The sequence below is a fragment of the Pseudosulfitobacter sp. DSM 107133 genome (assembly GCF_022788695.1).
In the GTDB taxonomy this organism is placed as follows: domain Bacteria; phylum Pseudomonadota; class Alphaproteobacteria; order Rhodobacterales; family Rhodobacteraceae; genus Pseudosulfitobacter.
In genome coordinates this window covers 1,457,609-1,475,412 of sequence record NZ_CP085154.1, presented here as the reverse complement: position 1 = coordinate 1,475,412, position 17,804 = coordinate 1,457,609, and the positions used below count along the sequence as shown (strand labels likewise).

Genomic DNA, 17,804 nt, shown 5'->3' with positions numbered 1-17,804 from the left:
CATCCAAAAAGAGATGGCCTTAGCAACGGACCGCAAGTATCTAAACATAAACTACTTTCCTCAATCACACAGATACAACCTATGCGTTAAGGTGCTTTAGAAGCAAGCTGGAACCGACCCAAAATCCGAAAATATCAACTTAGACACAGGACCCATTATTCCTAGAATGTCATCCGCCCCGACGCGTCTTCAGCGCAAACACATAGTGCGCCGTTCTAGCAGGCGCCGAGGACCACATGGCGCAGTCCTTGGTCCCGCTTAGAAATACCCGACTTCAGACCCCGGCTGTGCCGCCACTTTCAGCAGATCGAATGCATATTGCGCGTTGCTGCGGAAGGTGATGATGCGGAAGGTGTCTGGCGCGTGCAGCCAGAAGGCCGCCGGGATCTGCGCCATCCGCGAGCGGCGGAACATGCCCTCTTTGAACGCGGCGGGCGACAGGTCGACCGGCACCAGTTTGGCCAGCACTTCACGCGCATTTGGACCGCTCAGGTCAAACACCGCACGGGCGTCCGAAACGTCGACCTTCAGCGCATGGGCCTTGGCCAGGCTTTTGCGCATTTTCACAAGACTGTCCGCGACCGTCTCATAGGGGCACAGCACCAGCAACTCGTCCGGGCTCATCCAGCAGATGCCGCGCTGGCCCACGCAATTGGCATGATTTGGCGCAGGCATGTCGACGCCCGCCACGCCGGTGGCGGCGGATTTGACGGCCGCGCTGGACATGTCTCCGCGCAGGGTGATCATGCCTTGCAGGCCGATCTCGCGCACCTCGGCGATGCCGCCGGTGTAGGTTGCTTGGTTCAAAGCGCTGACAATATTAGACATTCGGCTTGTTCCCTTCGGGGTCATAGAACACGGGGCTGACGATCTTGGCCTTGTATTCAGTGCCATCGGTGCCCGGGAAGCTCAGAACCTCACCCATGCGGTCCGGCCCGTTCAACACCAGCCCCATGGCAATGCCACGCTCCAGATTCGGCGAATGATAGGTCGAGGTGACGCGGCCCTGTGTTTCGCGCTGCCCGTTCGCGTTGGTGCCATCGGCCACGGCATAGGCCCCGTCGGGCAATGTCGAACCGTCGACGGTTTCCAGCCCCACCAGCTGCCAGCGGGACGGATCAACCATGTGGCTGCGTTCCTGCCCCCGTTTGCCGATAAAGTCCTCTTTCTTCTTGGAAATCGCCCAGTGCAGGCCCAGGTCCTGAGGAATAATCGTGCCGTCGGATTCATCACCGATCATGATAAACCCTTTTTCAGCGCGCAGAATGTGCAGGCATTCGGTGCCATAAGGCATCACACCCAGATCAGCCCCCACAGCCATCAGCGCATCCCACAGGGCTTGGCCCTGCGACGCCGGAACCGCGATTTCATAGCTCAGCTCGCCCGAGAACGAAATGCGATAGACCCGCACGTCAAAGCCGCCGAGCGTGCCGTCGGCCCAGTCCATGAAGCCGAGCGCATCGGCGCTGACATCCATGCCGCCCAAACGCTCAAGTGCTGCGCGGGCGTTGGGACCCACAACCGCGATCTGGGCATATTGCTCGGTGACATTGGCCACATAGACCTGCCAGTCCCACCATTCGGTTTGCAGCCATTCTTCCATGTGGCCATGGATGCGCTCGGCGCCGCCGGTGGTGGTGTGGCACAGCCAGGTTTGCTCGTCGATGCGTGCAACCACGCCATCGTCGATCAAAAAGCCGTTCTCGTCGCACATCAGACCATAGCGGCATTTGCCCGGTTTCAGGTTGGACATCATGTTGGTGTACATCATGTCCAGAAACTTGCCCGCGTCCGGCCCGCGCACGATGATCTTGCCCAGCGTGCTGGCGTCCAGCAGGCCCAGGTTGTCGCGGGTGTTCTTGGTTTCGCGCATCACCGCGTCATGGGTGCTTTCGCCGCTGCGCACATAGGCATAGGGGCGACGCCACTGGCCGACAGGTTCCCATTCGGCGCCGTTTTCGTCGTGCCAGTCGTGCATGGGTGTGCGCCGCAACGGCTGGAACACCGCATCGCGCGCCTCGCCGCCGATCGCCCCCATGGAAATCGGGGTATAGGGCGGGCGGAAGGTGGTTGTTCCCGTCTGCGGGATCGGCTGGTTCAGACTGTCCGACAGGATCGCCAGACCGTTGATGTTGCTCAGCTTGCCCTGATCGGTTGCCATGCCCAGCGTGGTATAGCGCTTGGCGTGTTCGACCGACTGGAACCCTTCGCGGGCAGCCAGTTGCACATCGCTGACTTTCACGTCGTTCTGATAGTCCAGCCACGCCTTGCTGCGCAGTTTGATGCCCGCTCCGTGGGGCATCAGCCAGACCGGCGCCATCGGAGCCTCGGGGGCATGGCTGCCTTCGGGGGCCTTGGCAGCGCTGCGGCCCGGCTTGTGGCCCGCAGCGGTTGCTGCGGCCTTGCCCGCGGCATCGGCATCGGCCAGCACATCGCCCAGCAACAGCGCGCCACTGGCACTGCCTGCGGCGGTCACAAAGGGTTTGCCGTCGGCCCCTGTCGGCGCTTTGTCCACATCCGGTTTGAACGCGGCCTGCGCCCCGTCCCAGACCAGTTTGCCACCGCAATGCGACCACAGGTGCACCACCGGCGACCAGCCGCCGGACATGGCCACGACGTCACAGGGGATCTCTTCCAGAACCGCGCCTTCGCCGGCTTGCGAACAGACCGCGACACCGCTGACGCGCTTGCCGCCCATAACAGTCGAAACACCGTGTCCCATCAGCACCCGGATGCCCAAGGCCTTGGCCTGCTCCATCAGCGCGCTGTCGGTGGGCAGAACCCGCGCATCGAGGATGGCCGGAACGTCCAAACCCGCGTGTTTCAAGGCGATTGCCGTAAGGTAAGCGTTGTCGTTGTTGGTCACAACAACTGTGCGGTCGCCCGGCGACACCCCGAAATTGGTCACATAGTCGCGCACGGCCGAGGCCAGCATGACGCCGGGAATGTCGTTTCCGGCAAAGCTGAGCGGGCGTTCGATGGCCCCTGTCGCGGTCACGATCTGCGCCGCACGGATGCGCCACAAACGGTGGCGTGGTCCGGTTGTTCCGGGCGCGTGATCACTCAAACGCTCGTAGCCCAGAACATAGCCATGGTCATAAACACCCGCCCCCATCATGCGGCGGCGCAACGTGACATTTTCCATGGCCTGCAAAGCGGCTACGGTTTCATCCACGAAGTTATCCACAGGCTTGCCGGCAACCTTGCCGCCGTCCACGGGTGCGCGCCCGCCCCAATGGGCGGTCTGTTCGATCAACATCACACGCGCGCCGGTGTCTGCCGCGGCCCTGGCCGCCTGAAGGCCCGCCACGCCGCCGCCAATCACCAGCACATCACAGAAGGCATAGAAATGCTCGTAGGTGTCCACGTCACGTTCTGTGGGCGCGGCACCAAGACCGGCAGCCTTGCGAATGAAGGGTTCGTAAACGTGTTTCCACAAGGGGCGCGGATACATGAATGTCTTGTAATAGAAGCCGGCGGGCATGAAACGCGACATCTGGGCGTTGATCGCACCCACGTCGAATTCAAGGCTGGGCCAGTGGTTCTGGCTTTTGGCGCTCAGACCCTCGAACAACTCGGTGGTTGTCACGCGCTGGTTCGGCTCGAAACGCCCACCCTGCCCGAGGTTCACCAGCCCGTTGGGCTCTTCTGCACCGCTGGCGACGATACCGCGCGGACGGTGGTATTTGAAACTGCGGCCCACAAGCATCTGGTCGTTGGCCAGCAGGGCCGAGGCCAGCGTGTCGCCCTCGAAGCCCTTCATGTGCTTGCCGTTAAAGGTAAACTGCACGGCGCGGGATTTGTTCAGCAGGCGGCCGCCTGTGGCAAGACGTGTGCTCATGTTTTCAGACCTTTGCGCGTGCGGTGGCTGCGGGAGCCTCCGGCGGGAGTTTTCTGGGCAAGATGAAGATCGGTCATTGGAACTCTCTCCATGACCAGCCGGGAACTTTGGCGCTGATCTTGTCACGCAGGTCCTGGGGCGGTTCATGGGTCTGGGCCGCATACGTGCCATAGACCTCAAGCGTGGTGGTGTTGCGCGCGGCGTGGAACCACTTGCCGCAGCCGTTGTTGTGACGCCAGCGTTCGAAATGCACGCCCTTCGGGTTTTCGCGCATGAACAGGTATTCTTCGAACTGGTCTTCGGTCGATCCGGGGCCAAAGCGTTTCAGATGTGCTTCGCCACCTGCGTGAAACTCGGTCTCTTCGCCGGTCACGCCGCAGCAGGGACAGGTCAGGATCAGCATGGGCGGGCCTCGTTTTGATGGGGGGACATGATAAAGGCGCGCGCATGGCTGCGCGCGCCCCTGTCAGGATGCGTGTCGAAGGTCGCGCGGATGGCGCGCTTAGTTGCCGGTTGTGGCTTCTTCGGCTGCGTTGCCAACGCTGTCGGCTGCGCCTTCAACGGCGTCGCCTGCGCTTTCGGCAGCGCCCTGGATGGCTTGGCCTGCGTCTTGTGCCGCGTCGCCGGCACCTTCGATGGTGACGTTGATGTCATTCGCGCCGCTGGCTGTGTCGGCATCGCCGCCATATATGACATAGGCGAGCACCCCCACGACGACGACAAGCGCGCCGACGACAAAAGCGACGCCTGTGCTGCCGCCCGAACGGGTCGTTGTCGTGGTCGAATGGACAGGCTCATTGGTCGTGGTGCGTGTCGTTTCATAGTCGGCCATTGGTCGTCTCCTTGCTTGATCAACGTTGCAAGGAGAACGCCGGCACGTTCGGTTCGGTTCCTGAGCCTCAATTTGCTGCGGCGAAAATCTGCCAATGCTGCCATCAGTGTGCCACCCCGGCGGCGACGCTTTCGTCGATAAACTTGCCCTCGCGGAAGCGGTGCATCGAAAACTCTTCGGTCAGCGGCGAATGGCCCTTGGCCATCAGCTCGGCCATGGCCCAGCCCGAGCCGGGAATTGCCTTGAAACCGCCCGTGCCCCAGCCGCAATTGATGAACATGCCCTCGACCGGCGTCTTTGACAGGATGGGCGAGCGGTCGCCCGTCACATCCACGATGCCGCCCCACTGGCGCAGCATTTTCAGCCGCGAGACCATCGGGAAGGTTTCGACCAGCGCACGCACTGTTTCCTCGATATGGTGGAAGCTTCCGCGCTGGGTGTAATTGTTATAGCCGTCGGTGCCGCCGCCGATGACCATCTCGCCCTTGTCGGACTGCGACATGTAGCCGTGCACCGTATTGGCCATAACCACCACGTCCATGCAGGGTTTGATCGGCTCGCTGACCAGCGCCTGAAGGGCGACGGATTCCAGCGGCAGACGGAAGCCCGCCATTTCGCACAGATGGCCCGAATGGCCCGCAACGATGCCGCCCAGCTTGTCACAGTCGATGGCCCCGCGCGAGGTGTCGACGCCGACCACCTTGCCGCCTTCGGTGCGCACACCGGTGACTTCGCAGCGCTGGATCACATCCATGCCCATGTCGGAACAGGCGCGCGCATAGCCCCAGGCCACCGCATCGTGGCGGGCTGTGCCGCCGCGGGCCTGCCACAGGCCGCCCAGCACCGGATAGCGCGGACCGTCGAGGTTGATGATCGGCACCAGTTCCTTGACCCGTTGGGGGCTGATGAATTCGGTCTTGACCCCTTGCAGCGCGTTCGCATGCGCCGTGCGCTGATAGCCGCGCACCTCGTGCTGGGTCTGTGCCAGCATGATCACGCCGCGCGGGCTGAACATGACGTTATAGTTCAGGTCCTGGCTCATCGTCTCGTAAAGGCTGCGCGATTTCTCGTAGATCGCCGCCGACGGGTCCTGCAGATAGTTCGACCGGATGATCGTGGTGTTGCGGCCGGTGTTGCCGCCCCCCAGCCAGCCCTTTTCCAGGATCGCCACATTGGTGATGCCGAAGTTCTTGCCAAGGTAATAGGCCGTGGCCAGCCCGTGACCGCCTGCGCCCACGATGATCACATCGTATTTCTTCTTCGGCTCGGCGTCGCGCCATGCGCGATCCCATCCTGTGTGATGGCGCGCGGCCTCGCGGGCGATGGCAAAGGCGGAATAGCGTTTCATGGGCACGGTCCTGACGGGATTCGGGGCAAGGCATTCGGCTGTTTCTGTATTGAGTGAGAGTGCAACCTGAAAGGATACTCTTCGCGGCACTTTCTAACAGATTTGCGACACACACGCCAATTGGCAACCACACGGGGGCGGGCGCGGCCTTTTGCCTCTTTTTATGCCCCCGCAGCTTGGATACACCGCGAGGGACACGAAAGAAGGCTGATATGGACATCTGGGGTTTCGGGATTATCGCGGCAGGACTGGCGCTGGTGGTGTCTGTAGTGCTGGCAGCGGCATTGCGGGCGGGGCGCGCTCAGGCGCAGTCGACAGCGTCATACGACCTGCAAGTCTACCGCGACCAGCTGGCCGAGGTAGAGCGTGATCTGGCACGCGGCACCATCAACCCCGAGGATGCCGCCCGCGTGCGCACCGAGGTGTCGCGCCGCATTCTGGCCGCCGATGCCGATGCGCGCCTGCCCGATGATGCCGCCCAGAGCAAAGGCGGCACCAAAGCGCTGGCCTTGGGACTGGCTGTGCTGTTGCTGGCGGGCAGCGCTGTGTTGTACTGGCAGCTGGGTGCTTTGGGCTATGCAGACCAGCGCCTGCAAGCGCGCATCGCAATGGCCGCAGAGCGGCGCGCCGAGCGGCCCACGCAGGCGCAGGCCGAAGCGGCGCAGCCCGACGCACCACAGGCACAAGAGGAAAACCCGGAATACGCCGCGCTGATCGACCAGTTGCGCAGCGCCGTGGCCCAGCGCCCCGATGATCTGCAAGGGCATGTTCTGCTGGCCCAGACCGAAGCACGGCTGGGCAATTTTGCACAGGCCGCCAAGGCGCAGGCCGTGGTTCTGCGGCTGAAAGGCGACGATGTGACTGTGGCCGATCTGACCACACAGGCCGAATTGCTGATCTTTGCGGCAGGTGGCTATGTCTCGCCCGCAGCCGAAGACGCCCTGCGCCGGGCGCTGAACATTGACGACACCGATGGCAGTGCGCGGTTTTACTGGGGCGAAATGCTGATCCAGACCGGGCGGCCCGATCTGGGCTTTCGTCTTTGGGACGGCTTGCTGCGCGCAGGTCCCGAAGATGCCCCGTGGATGGCGCCGATCCGCGCCCGCATTGATGATCTTGCCGTGCTGGCCGGTGTCAACGGCTATACCCCACCGCAGCCCAACCTGCGCGGCCCCAGTCAGCAGGACATGGACAATGCCGCGGGCATGACCCCGCAAGAGCGGATGCAGATGATCGAGGGCATGGTGTCTTCGCTGTCGGACCGGCTGGCAACCGAAGGTGGCCCTGCAACCGAATGGGCGCGGCTGATTACAGCGCTGTCGGTGCTGGGACGGCAGGATGACGCGCGCGCAGTGCTGGACAATGCCCGCGCAACCTTTGACGATAATCGCGGCGCACTGGACATTCTGACCGGTGCAGCAGAACAGGCAGGGCTGGAATGATCGTTGACGACACCGCCGCATTTCTGGCCGCCCTGCCCCCGATGCGGTCGCTGATCGGGCTGGATCTGGGGGACAAGACCATCGGCGTGGCCGTCTCGGACACGTTCCTGTCGGTTGCCACACCGCTGGAAACCGTGCGCCGCAAGAAATTCGGCGTCGATGCAGCCCGCCTGCAAGAGATCATCGCGCACCGTTCGGTTGGCGGGATCGTATTGGGCCTGCCGCGCAATATGGACGGCTCGGAAGGGCCGCGCTGCCAGTCCACCCGCGCCTTTGCCCGCAATTTCGAAAAGCTGTGGGATGGGCCCATAACCTTCTGGGACGAGCGTCTGTCTACCGTGGCCGCCGAACGCGCGCTGCTTGAGGCGGATACGACACGCAAGCGTCGTTCGGAAGTGATCGACCATGTCGCGGCGGCCTATATTCTGCAAGGACTGCTGGACCGTTTGCGCGTTTTGCGCACGGCAAGCTGAGGATACCGCATGACCGACCCTGTCTGGACACGGAACGAGATCGAAAGCCCCTGCGTGCGCATCTGCGTGGTGCATCCTGACACGCGCCTGTGTACGGGCTGTGCACGCTCGATCGACGAGATTGGCCGCTGGTCACGGATGAGCGCCGAGGAACGCGCGGCGATCATGGCAGACCTGCCCACCCGCGAGGTCGCCCCCAAGGGACGGCGCGGCGGACGTGCGGCGCGGTTGAAGCGGACTTAGGGTCTGGACCCATTCATCTTACGTCGTCAGTTTGTCTGTCTTGATCCTTTTTTGAAGTTTGTGTAGGAACACAACTGCGAGGACGACCTCCCCCATCGGGAAAATATCCGGGACGACCCGGCACAAAGATGGGAAAGATCATGCGCACCACCCCCGACCGTATTCGCCACGCAATTAGCTTTGAAGTGATCGGTTTGCTACTTGTCATTCCGCTGGGGACGATCGGTTTTGGCATCGCCGCCCAGCATGTCGGGGTCATCGCCCTGGTTGCTTCGTTGATCGCGACCTTGTGGAATTATCTCTATAACCTGCTGTTCGACCGCGCCCTGAAGCGCTGGACCGGCACGGTGCACAAGACCGTTGTCATGCGGATCATACATGCCGTGATATTCGAACTTGGGCTGCTGGTGGTCACGCTGCCACTGATCGCAATCTATCTGGGGATCGGCCTGTGGCAGGCGCTGGTGATGGATATTGCCTTTGTGGTGTTTTACCTGATCTACGCTTTTGCCTTTAATTGGGCTTATGACCGGATTTTTCCATTGCCCGACACCGCCTGATCCGGGGCGCGGGGCAGAATTCCCGTGTCATCACCCCAGTCTCAGTAGCCCAACGCCTTGCGCAACATGTTCAGCGCCACCAGCACCAGGAACACCGCAAACACTCGTTTCAATGGCTTCGGGTCCATCGCATGGGCCAGCTTCACCCCCCAGGGGGCGGTGATCAATGTCATCGCGACGATGATTCCAAAAGCGACAAAGTTCACCGCGCCGACGGTCAGCGGCGGCACCGGCATATTCATGTCGACAAACAGAAAGCCGATCACCGAGGGCACCGCGATCAGCAGACCAAAGCCCGCTGCCGTCGCTACAGCGCGGTGAATGGGCACGTTGTGAAGGCTCATCAGTGGCACGCCAAAGCTGCCGCCGCCAATTCCCATCAACACCGACAGAAAGCCCATGGATGGCGAATAGGCCCAACGTTTCGGACCCTTTGGCATCTCGTCGCCCAAACGCCAGTGTGCGCGGCCAAAGCCCATGTACAGCCCCACGACCAATGCCAAAACGCCAAAGATCGCCTGCAAGGTCGACGACCGCAATTGCGCAACCACCAACATGCCCACAACCGCGCCAATCACGATTCCCGGCGCCCAGCCGCGCAGGATCGTCCAGTCGACCGCGCCCTTCTTGTTGTGACTGTGCACCGAGCGCAGCGACGTTACGATGATCGTGGCCAGCGAGGTCGCCAGACACATCTGCATCAGCTGCGGGCCGTCATAGCCAAGGGTATGGAATGCATAGAAAAACGCAGGCACCAGCACGATACCACCGCCCACGCCCAGCAGGCCCGCGAGCACGCCGGCAAAGGCTCCGATGATCATGAGCATGACGAGCATTTGTAACAGCAGCATGGTATCGGGCATCTTGTCTTTCCAATCGGTGTGTGTGCGCACACATAAACCGCAGCTGACGCGCAGTCACAAGGCAAAGCCTGCCTTGGCATTCAGAAAGGGGCGGCGTATGCCCGTCCTGCATCGCGGCCGTGCGGCGCGAACCCATTCAATCGACGGAGAATCCCATGCTGCGAATAGCACTGGTCCTAGGACTGTTGGTCATGATCGGCCCCTTTGCGATTGATATGTATCTGCCCGCAATGCCCAATATTGCCGCCGATTTCGGCGTGGATGAACCCGCAGTGCAGATGACGCTGACCGCCTATTTCCTATCAATCGGTGTGGCGCAGCTGGTCTATGGGCCACTGTCCGACCAGACGGGCCGCCGCCTGCCGGTGTTCCTGGGGCTGGGCGTGTTTTTCATCGGCTCTGTCGGGGCCACGCTGGCCGGATCGGTCGAGGCGCTGGCCGGATGGCGCGCGCTGCAAGGTCTGGGCGGGGCTGCGATGATGGTCATGCCCCGCGCCATCGTGCGCGATCTTCACACCGGCAACGAAGCCACACGGCTGATGGCGATGGTGATGCTGGTCATGTCGGTGTCGCCCATGCTGGCACCACTGGCGGGCAGCTTTGTGATCTCGCTGGGATCGTGGCGCACGGTCTTTGCGGTGCTGGCGGTGGCTGCGGCCGTTGCTGCCGTGGTCATGGGCCTGTCGCTGGGCGAAACACTGCCACCCGAGAAACGCACACCGGTTCGGTTCAAGTCGCTGATGCAAAACGCGGGCATCCTGTTTCGGGATCGCGGCTTTATGGGGCTGACGATGATCGGCGGCTTTGGCATGGCCAGCTTCTTTGTCTTTATCGCATCCGCCCCCTTTGTCTACGTGCAGGAATTCGGCCTGACCCCCACGCAATTTTCGCTGGCCTTCGCGGTCAACGCGATCGGGTTCTTCTCTGCATCGCAAATGGCGGCCCCCCTGGGCGAGCGGTTTGGGATGCGCCCGCTGGTGCGTGCGGGCGTGACCGGCTTTACCTTCTGCGTGTTGCTGCTTTTGCTGGTGGTCGCCTCGGGATTTCAGTACCTGCCCGTGGTCATCGCCGGTCTGTTCTGCGCGAACGCCTGTCTTGGCGTGGTGATCCCCACAACGATGGTGCTGGCGCTGGATGCCCACGGCGAACGCGCGGGGCTGGCCTCGTCGCTGGGAGGCACGTTGCAGATGATGGCGGGCGGGCTGATGATCGCTGCCACAGGGCCGTTCTTTGACGGCACCGTCGTGCCGATGCTGGCAGCGATTGCGATTTGTGGTGTGGCGGCGATGGGCTTTACCCTGTTCACCCTGCCCCGTCGCGTGCGGGCGTAATTTCAGCCGCCTTGTGGTTGTGCCGCTTGGGTGATGTGGGTCAGCGCCTGTTCCACCAGCTCTGGCCCCGCACCGTCACGGTGCGCCCCTTCGGACAGGGCGCGCCGCCAGCCGCGCGCACCGGGGCGGCCCGCAAACAGGCCCAGCATATGACGCGTGACCTGATGCAGGCGGCCACCCTCACTCAGATGGGTCTCGATATAGGGCAGCATTCCGGCCACGGCCTGTTCGGCTGAAGTGTCCGCGCCCACACCGTAAATCCGCCGGTCCGCCGTGCACAGGATATCGGACGGCTGGTGATAGGCCGCACGGCCCACCATGACCCCGTCAAGCCCCCCCTCAAGGAATTCAACCGCCTGATCCAGCGAGGTAATCCCGCCGTTGACCGAGATGTGCAGATTGGGAAACAGCCCCTTCATCTGGCGCACCAGATCATAGTCCAGCGGTGGAATGTCGCGGTTTTCCTTGGGGCTAAGGCCCTGCAGCCACGCCTTGCGCGCATGGATCGCAACCCGCTCGACACCCGCACCGACCATCTGCGACAGGAATTCGGGCAGCACCTCTGCCGGGGTCTGGTCATCGACGCCGATGCGGCATTTCACCGTCACCTCGACATCCACCGCATCCTGCATGGCCCGCACGCAGTCGGCCACCAGCGCAGGCTGGCGCATCAGCACCGCGCCGAAGGTGCCCGATTGCACCCGGTCCGAGGGGCAGCCCACGTTCAGGTTGATCTCGTCATAGCCCGCCGCCGCCCCGATCCGCGCAGCCTGCGCCAGCTCGACAGGGTCCGAGCCACCCAGTTGCAGCGCCACGGGATGTTCGTCGCCGTGATGCTGCAACAGATGCAACGCCCCGCCGCGCACCAGCGCGGGCGAGGTGACCATCTCGGTATACAGCAACGTGTTGGCCGACAGCAGACGGTGCAGATACCGGCAATGCCGGTCTGTCCAGTCCATCATCGGCGCCACGGACAGGCGGGCCGCGCGTTTTACGTCACTTCTCATCGGTTCCGGTCTACTCTTGGTATCCTTTGCACCCGCCCTTGGCGGCAGTGTGCGACAACACCGCGTTCTTGCATATGCGGGCCGCAGGAACAATCAGCTGGCCACAGAAATACCCGGCGCGGCGCGGGCCTGTCGAGATTTTGCACTTTTCCTTCCGAAACTTGATCAAGCGCAAAGTCTGCCCCCCTGCGACCCCCGATAAGGGGCGCATGAAACAGATTGACCGCCTTGAACCCTTGGGTCTGTTTGACGCCCGGGTGCCCCGCTATACCTCTTATCCCACCGCGCCGGTGTTTTCGCCGCAAGTGGGCGCTGTCGATCAGGCCCGCGCGCTGGCCGCGCTGGACCCTGCCGTGCCGGTGTCGGTCTATCTGCACATTCCGTTCTGCGAGCGGCTGTGCTGGTTCTGCGCCTGTCACACCCAGGGCACCAAGACCCTGACGCCGGTTGAAAGCTATGTCGGCACACTGGAACAGGAACTGGCCCTGTTGCGCGACACGCTGCCCGCCGGTTTGCGCATGGGGCGGATGCATTGGGGTGGCGGCACGCCAACAATCCTGCCGCCTGCATTGATCCATCGTCTGGCACAGGCTGTCAAAGCGGTGATCCCGCCCACCGACGATTGCGAATTTTCGGTCGAGATCGACCCGACGATGGTGGACCGCGCCAAGATCGGCGCGCTGGCTGACGCAGGTATGAACCGCGCCAGCATCGGCATTCAGGATTTCGACCCCAGGGTACAAGAGGCCATCGGGCGCATTCAGCCCTTTGACGTCACCCGCGCCTGCGTCGACGATCTGCGCGCTGCGGGGGTGCGGTCATTGAACGCCGATCTGGTCTATGGCCTGCCCCATCAGAACGCCGCGCGACTGGAGGATACACTGTCCAAGGTGCTGGCGCTGGCACCCGACCGGATTGCCCTGTTCGGCTATGCCCATGTGCCTTGGGTCTCCAAACGACAGCAGATGATTGACGAAGCCGCCCTGCCCGACGCGGTCGAACGTTTCTATCTGGCCGAACAGGCGGGCGAGCGTCTGCGCGCGCATGGTTTCGAAGCCATCGGCATCGACCATTTCGCGCGCCCCGGTGACGGGCTGGCGATCGCTGCCAACAGCGGCCGGCTGCGGCGCAATTTTCAGGGCTATGTGGACGATACCTGTGCAACGCTGATCGGGATCGGTGCGTCGTCGATCTCGCGGTTGCCTGCGGGCTATATCCAGAACGCCGCAGCCACGCCTGCCTATGTGCAGCGGATCACGGCCGGTGAACTGGCCGGCGTGCGTGGCCATATCCTGACCCAGGACGACCAGTTGCGCGCCCGCGCCATCGAAATGATCATGTGCGACTTCCGGCTGGACCTTGATGCCTTGCGCGCCCGGTTCGGCCCGCTGGGGGCGGGTCTGGCTTCGACCGTGGCGCAAGTGGGCGAACGGTTCGGTGATCTGGTCGCCGTCAGCGACAGCGCGCTTGAGATCCTGCCCGCGGGCCGTGCGCTGACGCGGATCATCGCAAGTGCGTTCGATGCCCATGTGCCGCAGGGTGCGCGCTATAGTCAGGCGTCGTAAGCGGGGCTGTCAGCCAAGGCGATCCAACAGCCAGTCGGCGCTGCGTTTGGCCTGATCGGCGGGAATATCCGTCTTTAGCATGTCTTTAAGATCGGCCAGACTGACCGCACGCAGGGATGCACGCCAAGCCGCGTCAGCCTGCCACATGACTCTGGCGATGGCGCAAGGTTTCTCGTCACAAAACCCCGCAGGACGACAGGGAATGTTGTCGCGGATGTTGGTGCAGTTAAAGGTGCGCGCCTTGCCCTCGACGGCCTCGACAATGTCCAGAAACGTGATGTCAGAGGCGGGTTTTGACAGCCGGTAGCCGCCGCTGGGGCCCAATGTGGCCTCGACCAGCCCCGCCTGCGACACGGCCTGAAGCGCTTTGGACAGGTATTCCTTGGGGATGCCATGAAACTCGGCCAGCGTCTTGGTCGACAGATACCGCCCCTTGGGCAAGCCTGCCAGCACGCTGCAACAATGCAGTGCCCATTCGACCTGATTTCTAAGTATCATCGCGCGCTCCTGCGCGATGCCCGTCAAAGACACCGCGATCAGGGACTGACGTTATCCGTATTGGGGCGGCTTTGCCAGCCACCCCGGCGGGTATCATATCGCTTTAGTTCAGCCCCGCCTTGTCCAGCCCAAAGGCCGCATCGGTCGACCCCGGAACGGTCCCAAAGGCACGGCTGACACGGTTCCAGCCATTGATCGCCATGATGCAAAAGGTCAGGTCCGAAATCTCTTGTTCGGAAAATTCGGCACGCACCTGTTCGTAAACGGCGTCCGTCACCCCCTCATCGGTCAGACGGGTCAGGCTTTCCGTCCACGTCAACGCCGCACGTTCGCGCGCGCTGAACAGGTTGGATTCATGCCAGACAGCCACATGATACAGGCGCAATTCGCGTTCGCCATGCAGTCTGGCCTGTTTGACATGCATGTCGACACAATAGGTGCAGCCGTTGATCTGCGAGGCACGGATTTCAATCAATGCCCGCAGGGTCTCATCAATCGAGGATTGCGCAAGGCCTCTGGCAAACTCCATGTATCTTTTCAAATGCTGGGGGGACTGTTCGGCATAGTTCAGACGTTGGGTCATTTTGCTACTCCACTTATTAAGGACTAAATATATCCTTAAGGATATTTACTATCTCCATTAAGTCTTTCCGTCAAGCGGGCTTCTTGAACCGGCGGAAACGAAGCTCTGTCTGAATGGGCATTTACAATACCCATTCATTCCTCCAAACCAATGCGCACACAGCACCAAAGGTCACAGTCCGATGAACCAGCCCTTGCCAAACCCGTCCATGCGCCCCGTGGTGACAGCCCAGATTGCAGAGCGCACGGGGCTAAGTGACGATGTTTTGCGCAGATTGGTGCACAGTTTCTATGACAAGATCCGCCAGGACAGCATGCTGGGTCCGATCTTTGCAGCGCAAATCACCGACTGGGGGCCGCATCTGGAGCGGATGGTGGATTTTTGGTCTTCGGTTGCGCTGATGACGGGTCGCTATCACGGTGCACCGGTGCCAAAGCATGTGGGCTTGCCCATAAATCAGGCGCATTTCGACCGCTGGCTGACCCTGTTCCGGCAGACCGCCAATGATGTCTGCGCCCCCGCAGGTGCTGAACATGTGATCGGGTGCGCCGAACGGATCGCCAGATCGCTTGTGATGGCCGTGGAAAGTGCCAAAGCACCAGGAGTACCCAATCTGCGCGGATAGGATCCGGACCCTGGCACCATCAAGGACATAAAGCGATGCGATTGACCTCCTTTACCGACTACGGATTGCGGATGCTGATGCGCATGAGCAGCGCGCCGCAGCGGGCCTTTTCCACGGCTGAACTGGCCGAAGACTTGCAGCTGTCGCGCAACCATCTGGCCAAGATCATGCAAAAGCTGGCCAAGGCGGGGCTGGTCGAAACGCGGCGCGGGGGCGGCGGCGGGGCGCGGCTGGCGAAAGCGCCTGACACCGTCCGGCTGGGCGATGTGGTGCGGCTGCTGGAAGACGATCAAGCGCTTGTCGTGTGTTTTCAAGCAAGCGGAGGAGACTGCACGCTGGGCGCAAATTGTCGCCTGAGAGGGCGCCTGCACGGGGCCGAGGCGGCCTTTATCGCTGAGCTGAACCGGTCAACGCTGGCAGATATTGCGCTGGGGGCGGCACAGCCGGTTTGATCCCATGGCCCGCGCAACACGGGCCATGGGCGGTTTTCAACGGCCTAGCCTGCCAGCGACGGCAGCCACAACACGATACTTGGGAACGCCACCAACAGGCCGATGGTCACCGCATCAGCAAGGAAGAAAGGCGTCACGCCCTTGAACACATCCTGCACGGTCAGATCGTCACGCACGCCCGCCACGACAAAGCAGTTCAGACCGATGGGCGGGGTAATCAGGCAGAATTCGGCCATTTTCACCACCAGAATCCCGAACCAGATCGCGCACATGGTTCCCGACATGCCAAAGGCACTGTCGGCGGCTGAAACAAACTCGCCCCCGTTCAACGCCATCACGGCGGGATAGACCACAGGCAGCGTCAGCAGCAGCATCCCGATGGCGTCCATGAACATGCCCAGCACCGCATAGGCCAGCAGGATGCAGATCAGGATCAGCATCGGCGCCATGTCCAGCGAGGTGATCCAGTCCGAAAACGCACCCGGCAGATCGGCAAAGCCCAGAAACCGCACATAGATCAGCACGCCCCAGATGATGCTGAAGATCATCACCGTCAGCTTGGCCGTTTCGATCAGCGCCTCTTTCAGCTGGTGCAGGCGCATCCCGCGATACAGCGCCATCAGGAACACGATGAACGCCCCCACGGCCCCGCCTTCGGTCGGGGTGCCCCAGGCGTCGCCAAAGGGGTTGTAGACAAAGAAGATGATAATCACGACCACCGCAACGATGGGCAGCGCGGGCGGCAGGGATGCAAAACGTTCGCGCCATGTAAATCCCGTCACCGGCGGGCCGACGTTCTTGAACACCATAGCGATGCCGATAATCAGGATGGCATAGACCACCGCCGAGAAGGCGCCGGGAATAAAGCCCGCCAGCAACAGCTTGCCCACGTCCTGTTCGACGATGATCGCATAGATCACCAGAATGGCCGAGGGCGGGATCAGCGAAGCCAGCGTGCCCCCCGCAGCCACCACACCCGCCGCAAATTGTTTGTTATAGCCGATCTTCAGCATCTCGGGGATGGCGATGCGGGCAAAGACCGCCGCCGTGGCCACCGACGCACCCGACACGGCGGCAAAGCCGGCGGTGGCAAAGACGGTCGACACCGCCAAGCCCCCCGGCACCCAGGCAATCCAGCGTTTGGCGGCCTCGAACAGGGCCGTTGTCAGCTTGGCATAATAGGCGAGATAGCCGATCAGGATAAAAGTCGGGATCAGGCTGAGCGCCTGTGACGAGACCTTGGAATGAGGCACCTGCCCTGCGATCTTGACGCTGATTTCCAGTGCCTTGCCGATGCGTTCGGGGGCATAGTCAAATCCGTTCCAGCGCAACCAGAACAACCCCGCAAAGCCTGCAAGACCGGCGGCAAAGGCCACGCGCATGCCCAGAACAACCATCACCAGCATGCCTGCGGTGGTCCACAGACCAATTGTAATCGGATCCATCAGTCGTCCCCCAAGGCGTCGGCTTCAAGCTGGGCCTGTTCGGCCACGGTCAGGATCAGCGGCACCGCCACCGGATTTTCCAGCCCCAGCACCAGCGCACGCCCGTAGCCCCAGGCCTGCAGCACCAACCGCACCGCCAGCACCGAAAATGCCATCGGCACGATCAGCTTGCTGGGCCAGATCGGCATACCGATGTCGATGGAACTGTCACGGCTGCACAGCGGGCGGGCGCAATCGAACGAGCGGTCGAAATGCGCCCAGCTGCCCCAGATCAGCGCGACAATCAGCACCAGGATCAACAGAACCGACACCAGCTCGAACAGCCATTTCGCGCGGCCCGAAAGTGCGCCAATCAACATGTCCATGCGAATATGCCCGCCGCTGCGCTGCACATAGGACACGCCCATGATGGCAATCAGCGGCATCGCGGCTTCGATATAGTCGACGTACCCCATAAGCGGACTGCCAAAGAACTTGCGCCCCAGCACCGACCACACCGCCAGAAACATCAGCGAAAACACGGCAATCCCGCTGATAAGTGCAAAAAACCATTCGACGGGCACCAGGGCCCTGTCCAGCCTGCTAAGCAAACTGCTGTCTTCCAGAACCGATGACGTTCCTGCCATGTCTGTCCCCTTTGTCTTGATGTCGTGTGACCGGCGTTAAGTCCCGTTTCTGACGCGGTGTGAACCAAAG

The 17,804-nt window shown here is 62.1% G+C and carries 19 protein-coding genes; 8 read left to right on the top strand and 11 right to left on the bottom strand.

The window, feature by feature from the left end; translation table 11 throughout:
* Nucleotides 1–258: 258 nt before the first annotated feature.
* The 5 genes from DSM107133_RS07315 to DSM107133_RS07295 form a co-directional block, all read right to left on the bottom strand.
* Entirely contained in the window at nt 259–828 is a 570-nt protein-coding gene (locus DSM107133_RS07315) for a sarcosine oxidase subunit gamma family protein (RefSeq protein ID WP_114291608.1), read from the bottom strand.
* Nucleotides 821–3,841, bottom strand: coding sequence for a sarcosine oxidase subunit alpha family protein (locus tag DSM107133_RS07310; protein ID WP_114291609.1), 3,021 nt, complete (start codon nt 3,839–3,841; stop codon nt 821–823). The genes DSM107133_RS07315 and DSM107133_RS07310 overlap by 8 nt, the downstream gene beginning before the upstream one ends.
* A gap of 73 nt (nt 3,842–3,914) precedes the next feature.
* Nucleotides 3,915–4,244: a sarcosine oxidase subunit delta gene (locus DSM107133_RS07305; RefSeq protein WP_114291610.1), complete on the bottom strand. Its 330-nt coding sequence runs from the start codon at nt 4,242–4,244 to the stop codon at nt 3,915–3,917.
* Between the two features lie 99 nt (nt 4,245–4,343).
* The gene (locus tag DSM107133_RS07300) at nt 4,344–4,673 is read right to left on the bottom strand and encodes a hypothetical protein (RefSeq protein ID WP_114291611.1); all 330 of its coding nucleotides are present in this window, start codon (nt 4,671–4,673) and stop codon (nt 4,344–4,346) included.
* Between the two features lie 103 nt (nt 4,674–4,776).
* Nucleotides 4,777–6,021, bottom strand: coding sequence for a sarcosine oxidase subunit beta family protein (locus tag DSM107133_RS07295; protein WP_114291612.1), 1,245 nt, complete (start codon nt 6,019–6,021; stop codon nt 4,777–4,779).
* Between the two features lie 212 nt (nt 6,022–6,233).
* Here DSM107133_RS07295 and ccmI point away from each other — a divergent pair, with 212 nt between their 5' ends.
* The 4 genes from ccmI (at nt 6,234) to DSM107133_RS07275 (ending at nt 8,739) form a co-directional block, all read left to right on the top strand.
* A complete protein-coding gene (gene ccmI, locus DSM107133_RS07290; protein WP_114291613.1) occupies nt 6,234–7,463 on the top strand; it encodes a c-type cytochrome biogenesis protein CcmI in 1,230 nt (409 codons plus the stop codon).
* Nucleotides 7,460–7,936 carry a Holliday junction resolvase RuvX gene (gene ruvX / locus DSM107133_RS07285; protein ID WP_114291614.1) on the top strand — a complete coding sequence of 159 codons (477 nt, stop codon included), beginning with the start codon at nt 7,460–7,462 and terminating at the stop codon, nt 7,934–7,936. Before ccmI ends, ruvX begins: the two co-directional genes overlap by 4 nt.
* A gap of 9 nt (nt 7,937–7,945) precedes the next feature.
* Nucleotides 7,946–8,179 (top strand): DUF1289 domain-containing protein, encoded by a 234-nt coding sequence (locus tag DSM107133_RS07280; RefSeq protein WP_114291615.1) that lies wholly within the window; start codon nt 7,946–7,948, stop codon nt 8,177–8,179.
* 140 nt (nt 8,180–8,319) lie between these two features.
* Nucleotides 8,320–8,739, top strand: a complete 420-nt coding sequence (locus tag DSM107133_RS07275; RefSeq protein ID WP_114291616.1) for a PACE efflux transporter — start codon at nt 8,320–8,322, stop codon at nt 8,737–8,739.
* Nucleotides 8,740–8,780: 41 nt separating this feature from the next.
* Here DSM107133_RS07275 and DSM107133_RS07270 read toward each other — a convergent pair whose 3' ends face one another.
* Complete coding sequence (locus DSM107133_RS07270) at nt 8,781–9,602, bottom strand: sulfite exporter TauE/SafE family protein (protein WP_114291617.1); 822 nt, start codon at nt 9,600–9,602, stop codon at nt 8,781–8,783.
* Between the two features lie 155 nt (nt 9,603–9,757).
* Between DSM107133_RS07270 and DSM107133_RS07265 the strand changes: the two genes are divergently transcribed.
* Nucleotides 9,758–10,933, top strand: coding sequence for a multidrug effflux MFS transporter (locus DSM107133_RS07265; RefSeq protein ID WP_114291618.1), 1,176 nt, complete (start codon nt 9,758–9,760; stop codon nt 10,931–10,933).
* A 2-nt stretch (nt 10,934–10,935) separates the two neighbouring features.
* Here DSM107133_RS07265 and dusA read toward each other — a convergent pair whose 3' ends face one another.
* Nucleotides 10,936–11,940 carry a tRNA dihydrouridine(20/20a) synthase DusA gene (dusA, locus tag DSM107133_RS07260; protein WP_114291619.1) on the bottom strand — a complete coding sequence of 335 codons (1,005 nt, stop codon included), beginning with the start codon at nt 11,938–11,940 and terminating at the stop codon, nt 10,936–10,938.
* Between the two features lie 209 nt (nt 11,941–12,149).
* Here dusA and hemN point away from each other — a divergent pair, with 209 nt between their 5' ends.
* Entirely contained in the window at nt 12,150–13,505 is a 1,356-nt protein-coding gene (hemN, locus tag DSM107133_RS07255) for an oxygen-independent coproporphyrinogen III oxidase (RefSeq protein ID WP_114291688.1), read from the top strand.
* Between the two features lie 9 nt (nt 13,506–13,514).
* On the opposite strand, the gene DSM107133_RS07250 is transcribed toward hemN, so the two are convergent.
* Both DSM107133_RS07250 and DSM107133_RS07245 read right to left on the bottom strand, forming a co-directional pair.
* Nucleotides 13,515–14,003, bottom strand: coding sequence for an Rrf2 family transcriptional regulator (locus DSM107133_RS07250; RefSeq protein ID WP_114291620.1), 489 nt, complete (start codon nt 14,001–14,003; stop codon nt 13,515–13,517).
* Nucleotides 14,004–14,106: 103 nt separating this feature from the next.
* Nucleotides 14,107–14,586 (bottom strand): carboxymuconolactone decarboxylase family protein, encoded by a 480-nt coding sequence (locus DSM107133_RS07245; RefSeq protein WP_114291621.1) that lies wholly within the window; start codon nt 14,584–14,586, stop codon nt 14,107–14,109.
* Between the two features lie 181 nt (nt 14,587–14,767).
* Between DSM107133_RS07245 and DSM107133_RS07240 the strand changes: the two genes are divergently transcribed.
* Nucleotides 14,768–15,211, top strand: coding sequence for a group III truncated hemoglobin (locus tag DSM107133_RS07240; RefSeq protein ID WP_114291622.1), 444 nt, complete (start codon nt 14,768–14,770; stop codon nt 15,209–15,211).
* Nucleotides 15,212–15,246: 35 nt separating this feature from the next.
* Nucleotides 15,247–15,663 (top strand): Rrf2 family transcriptional regulator, encoded by a 417-nt coding sequence (locus tag DSM107133_RS07235; protein ID WP_114291623.1) that lies wholly within the window; start codon nt 15,247–15,249, stop codon nt 15,661–15,663.
* Between the two features lie 44 nt (nt 15,664–15,707).
* Here the strand turns inward: DSM107133_RS07235 and DSM107133_RS07230 are convergent, their stop codons facing one another.
* Complete coding sequence (locus DSM107133_RS07230) at nt 15,708–17,108, bottom strand: TRAP transporter large permease (RefSeq protein WP_114291624.1); 1,401 nt, start codon at nt 17,106–17,108, stop codon at nt 15,708–15,710.
* Entirely contained in the window at nt 17,108–17,734 is a 627-nt protein-coding gene (locus DSM107133_RS07225) for a TRAP transporter small permease (RefSeq protein ID WP_114291625.1), read from the bottom strand. The genes DSM107133_RS07230 and DSM107133_RS07225 overlap by 1 nt, the downstream gene beginning before the upstream one ends.
* Nucleotides 17,735–17,804: the final 70 nt, after the last annotated feature.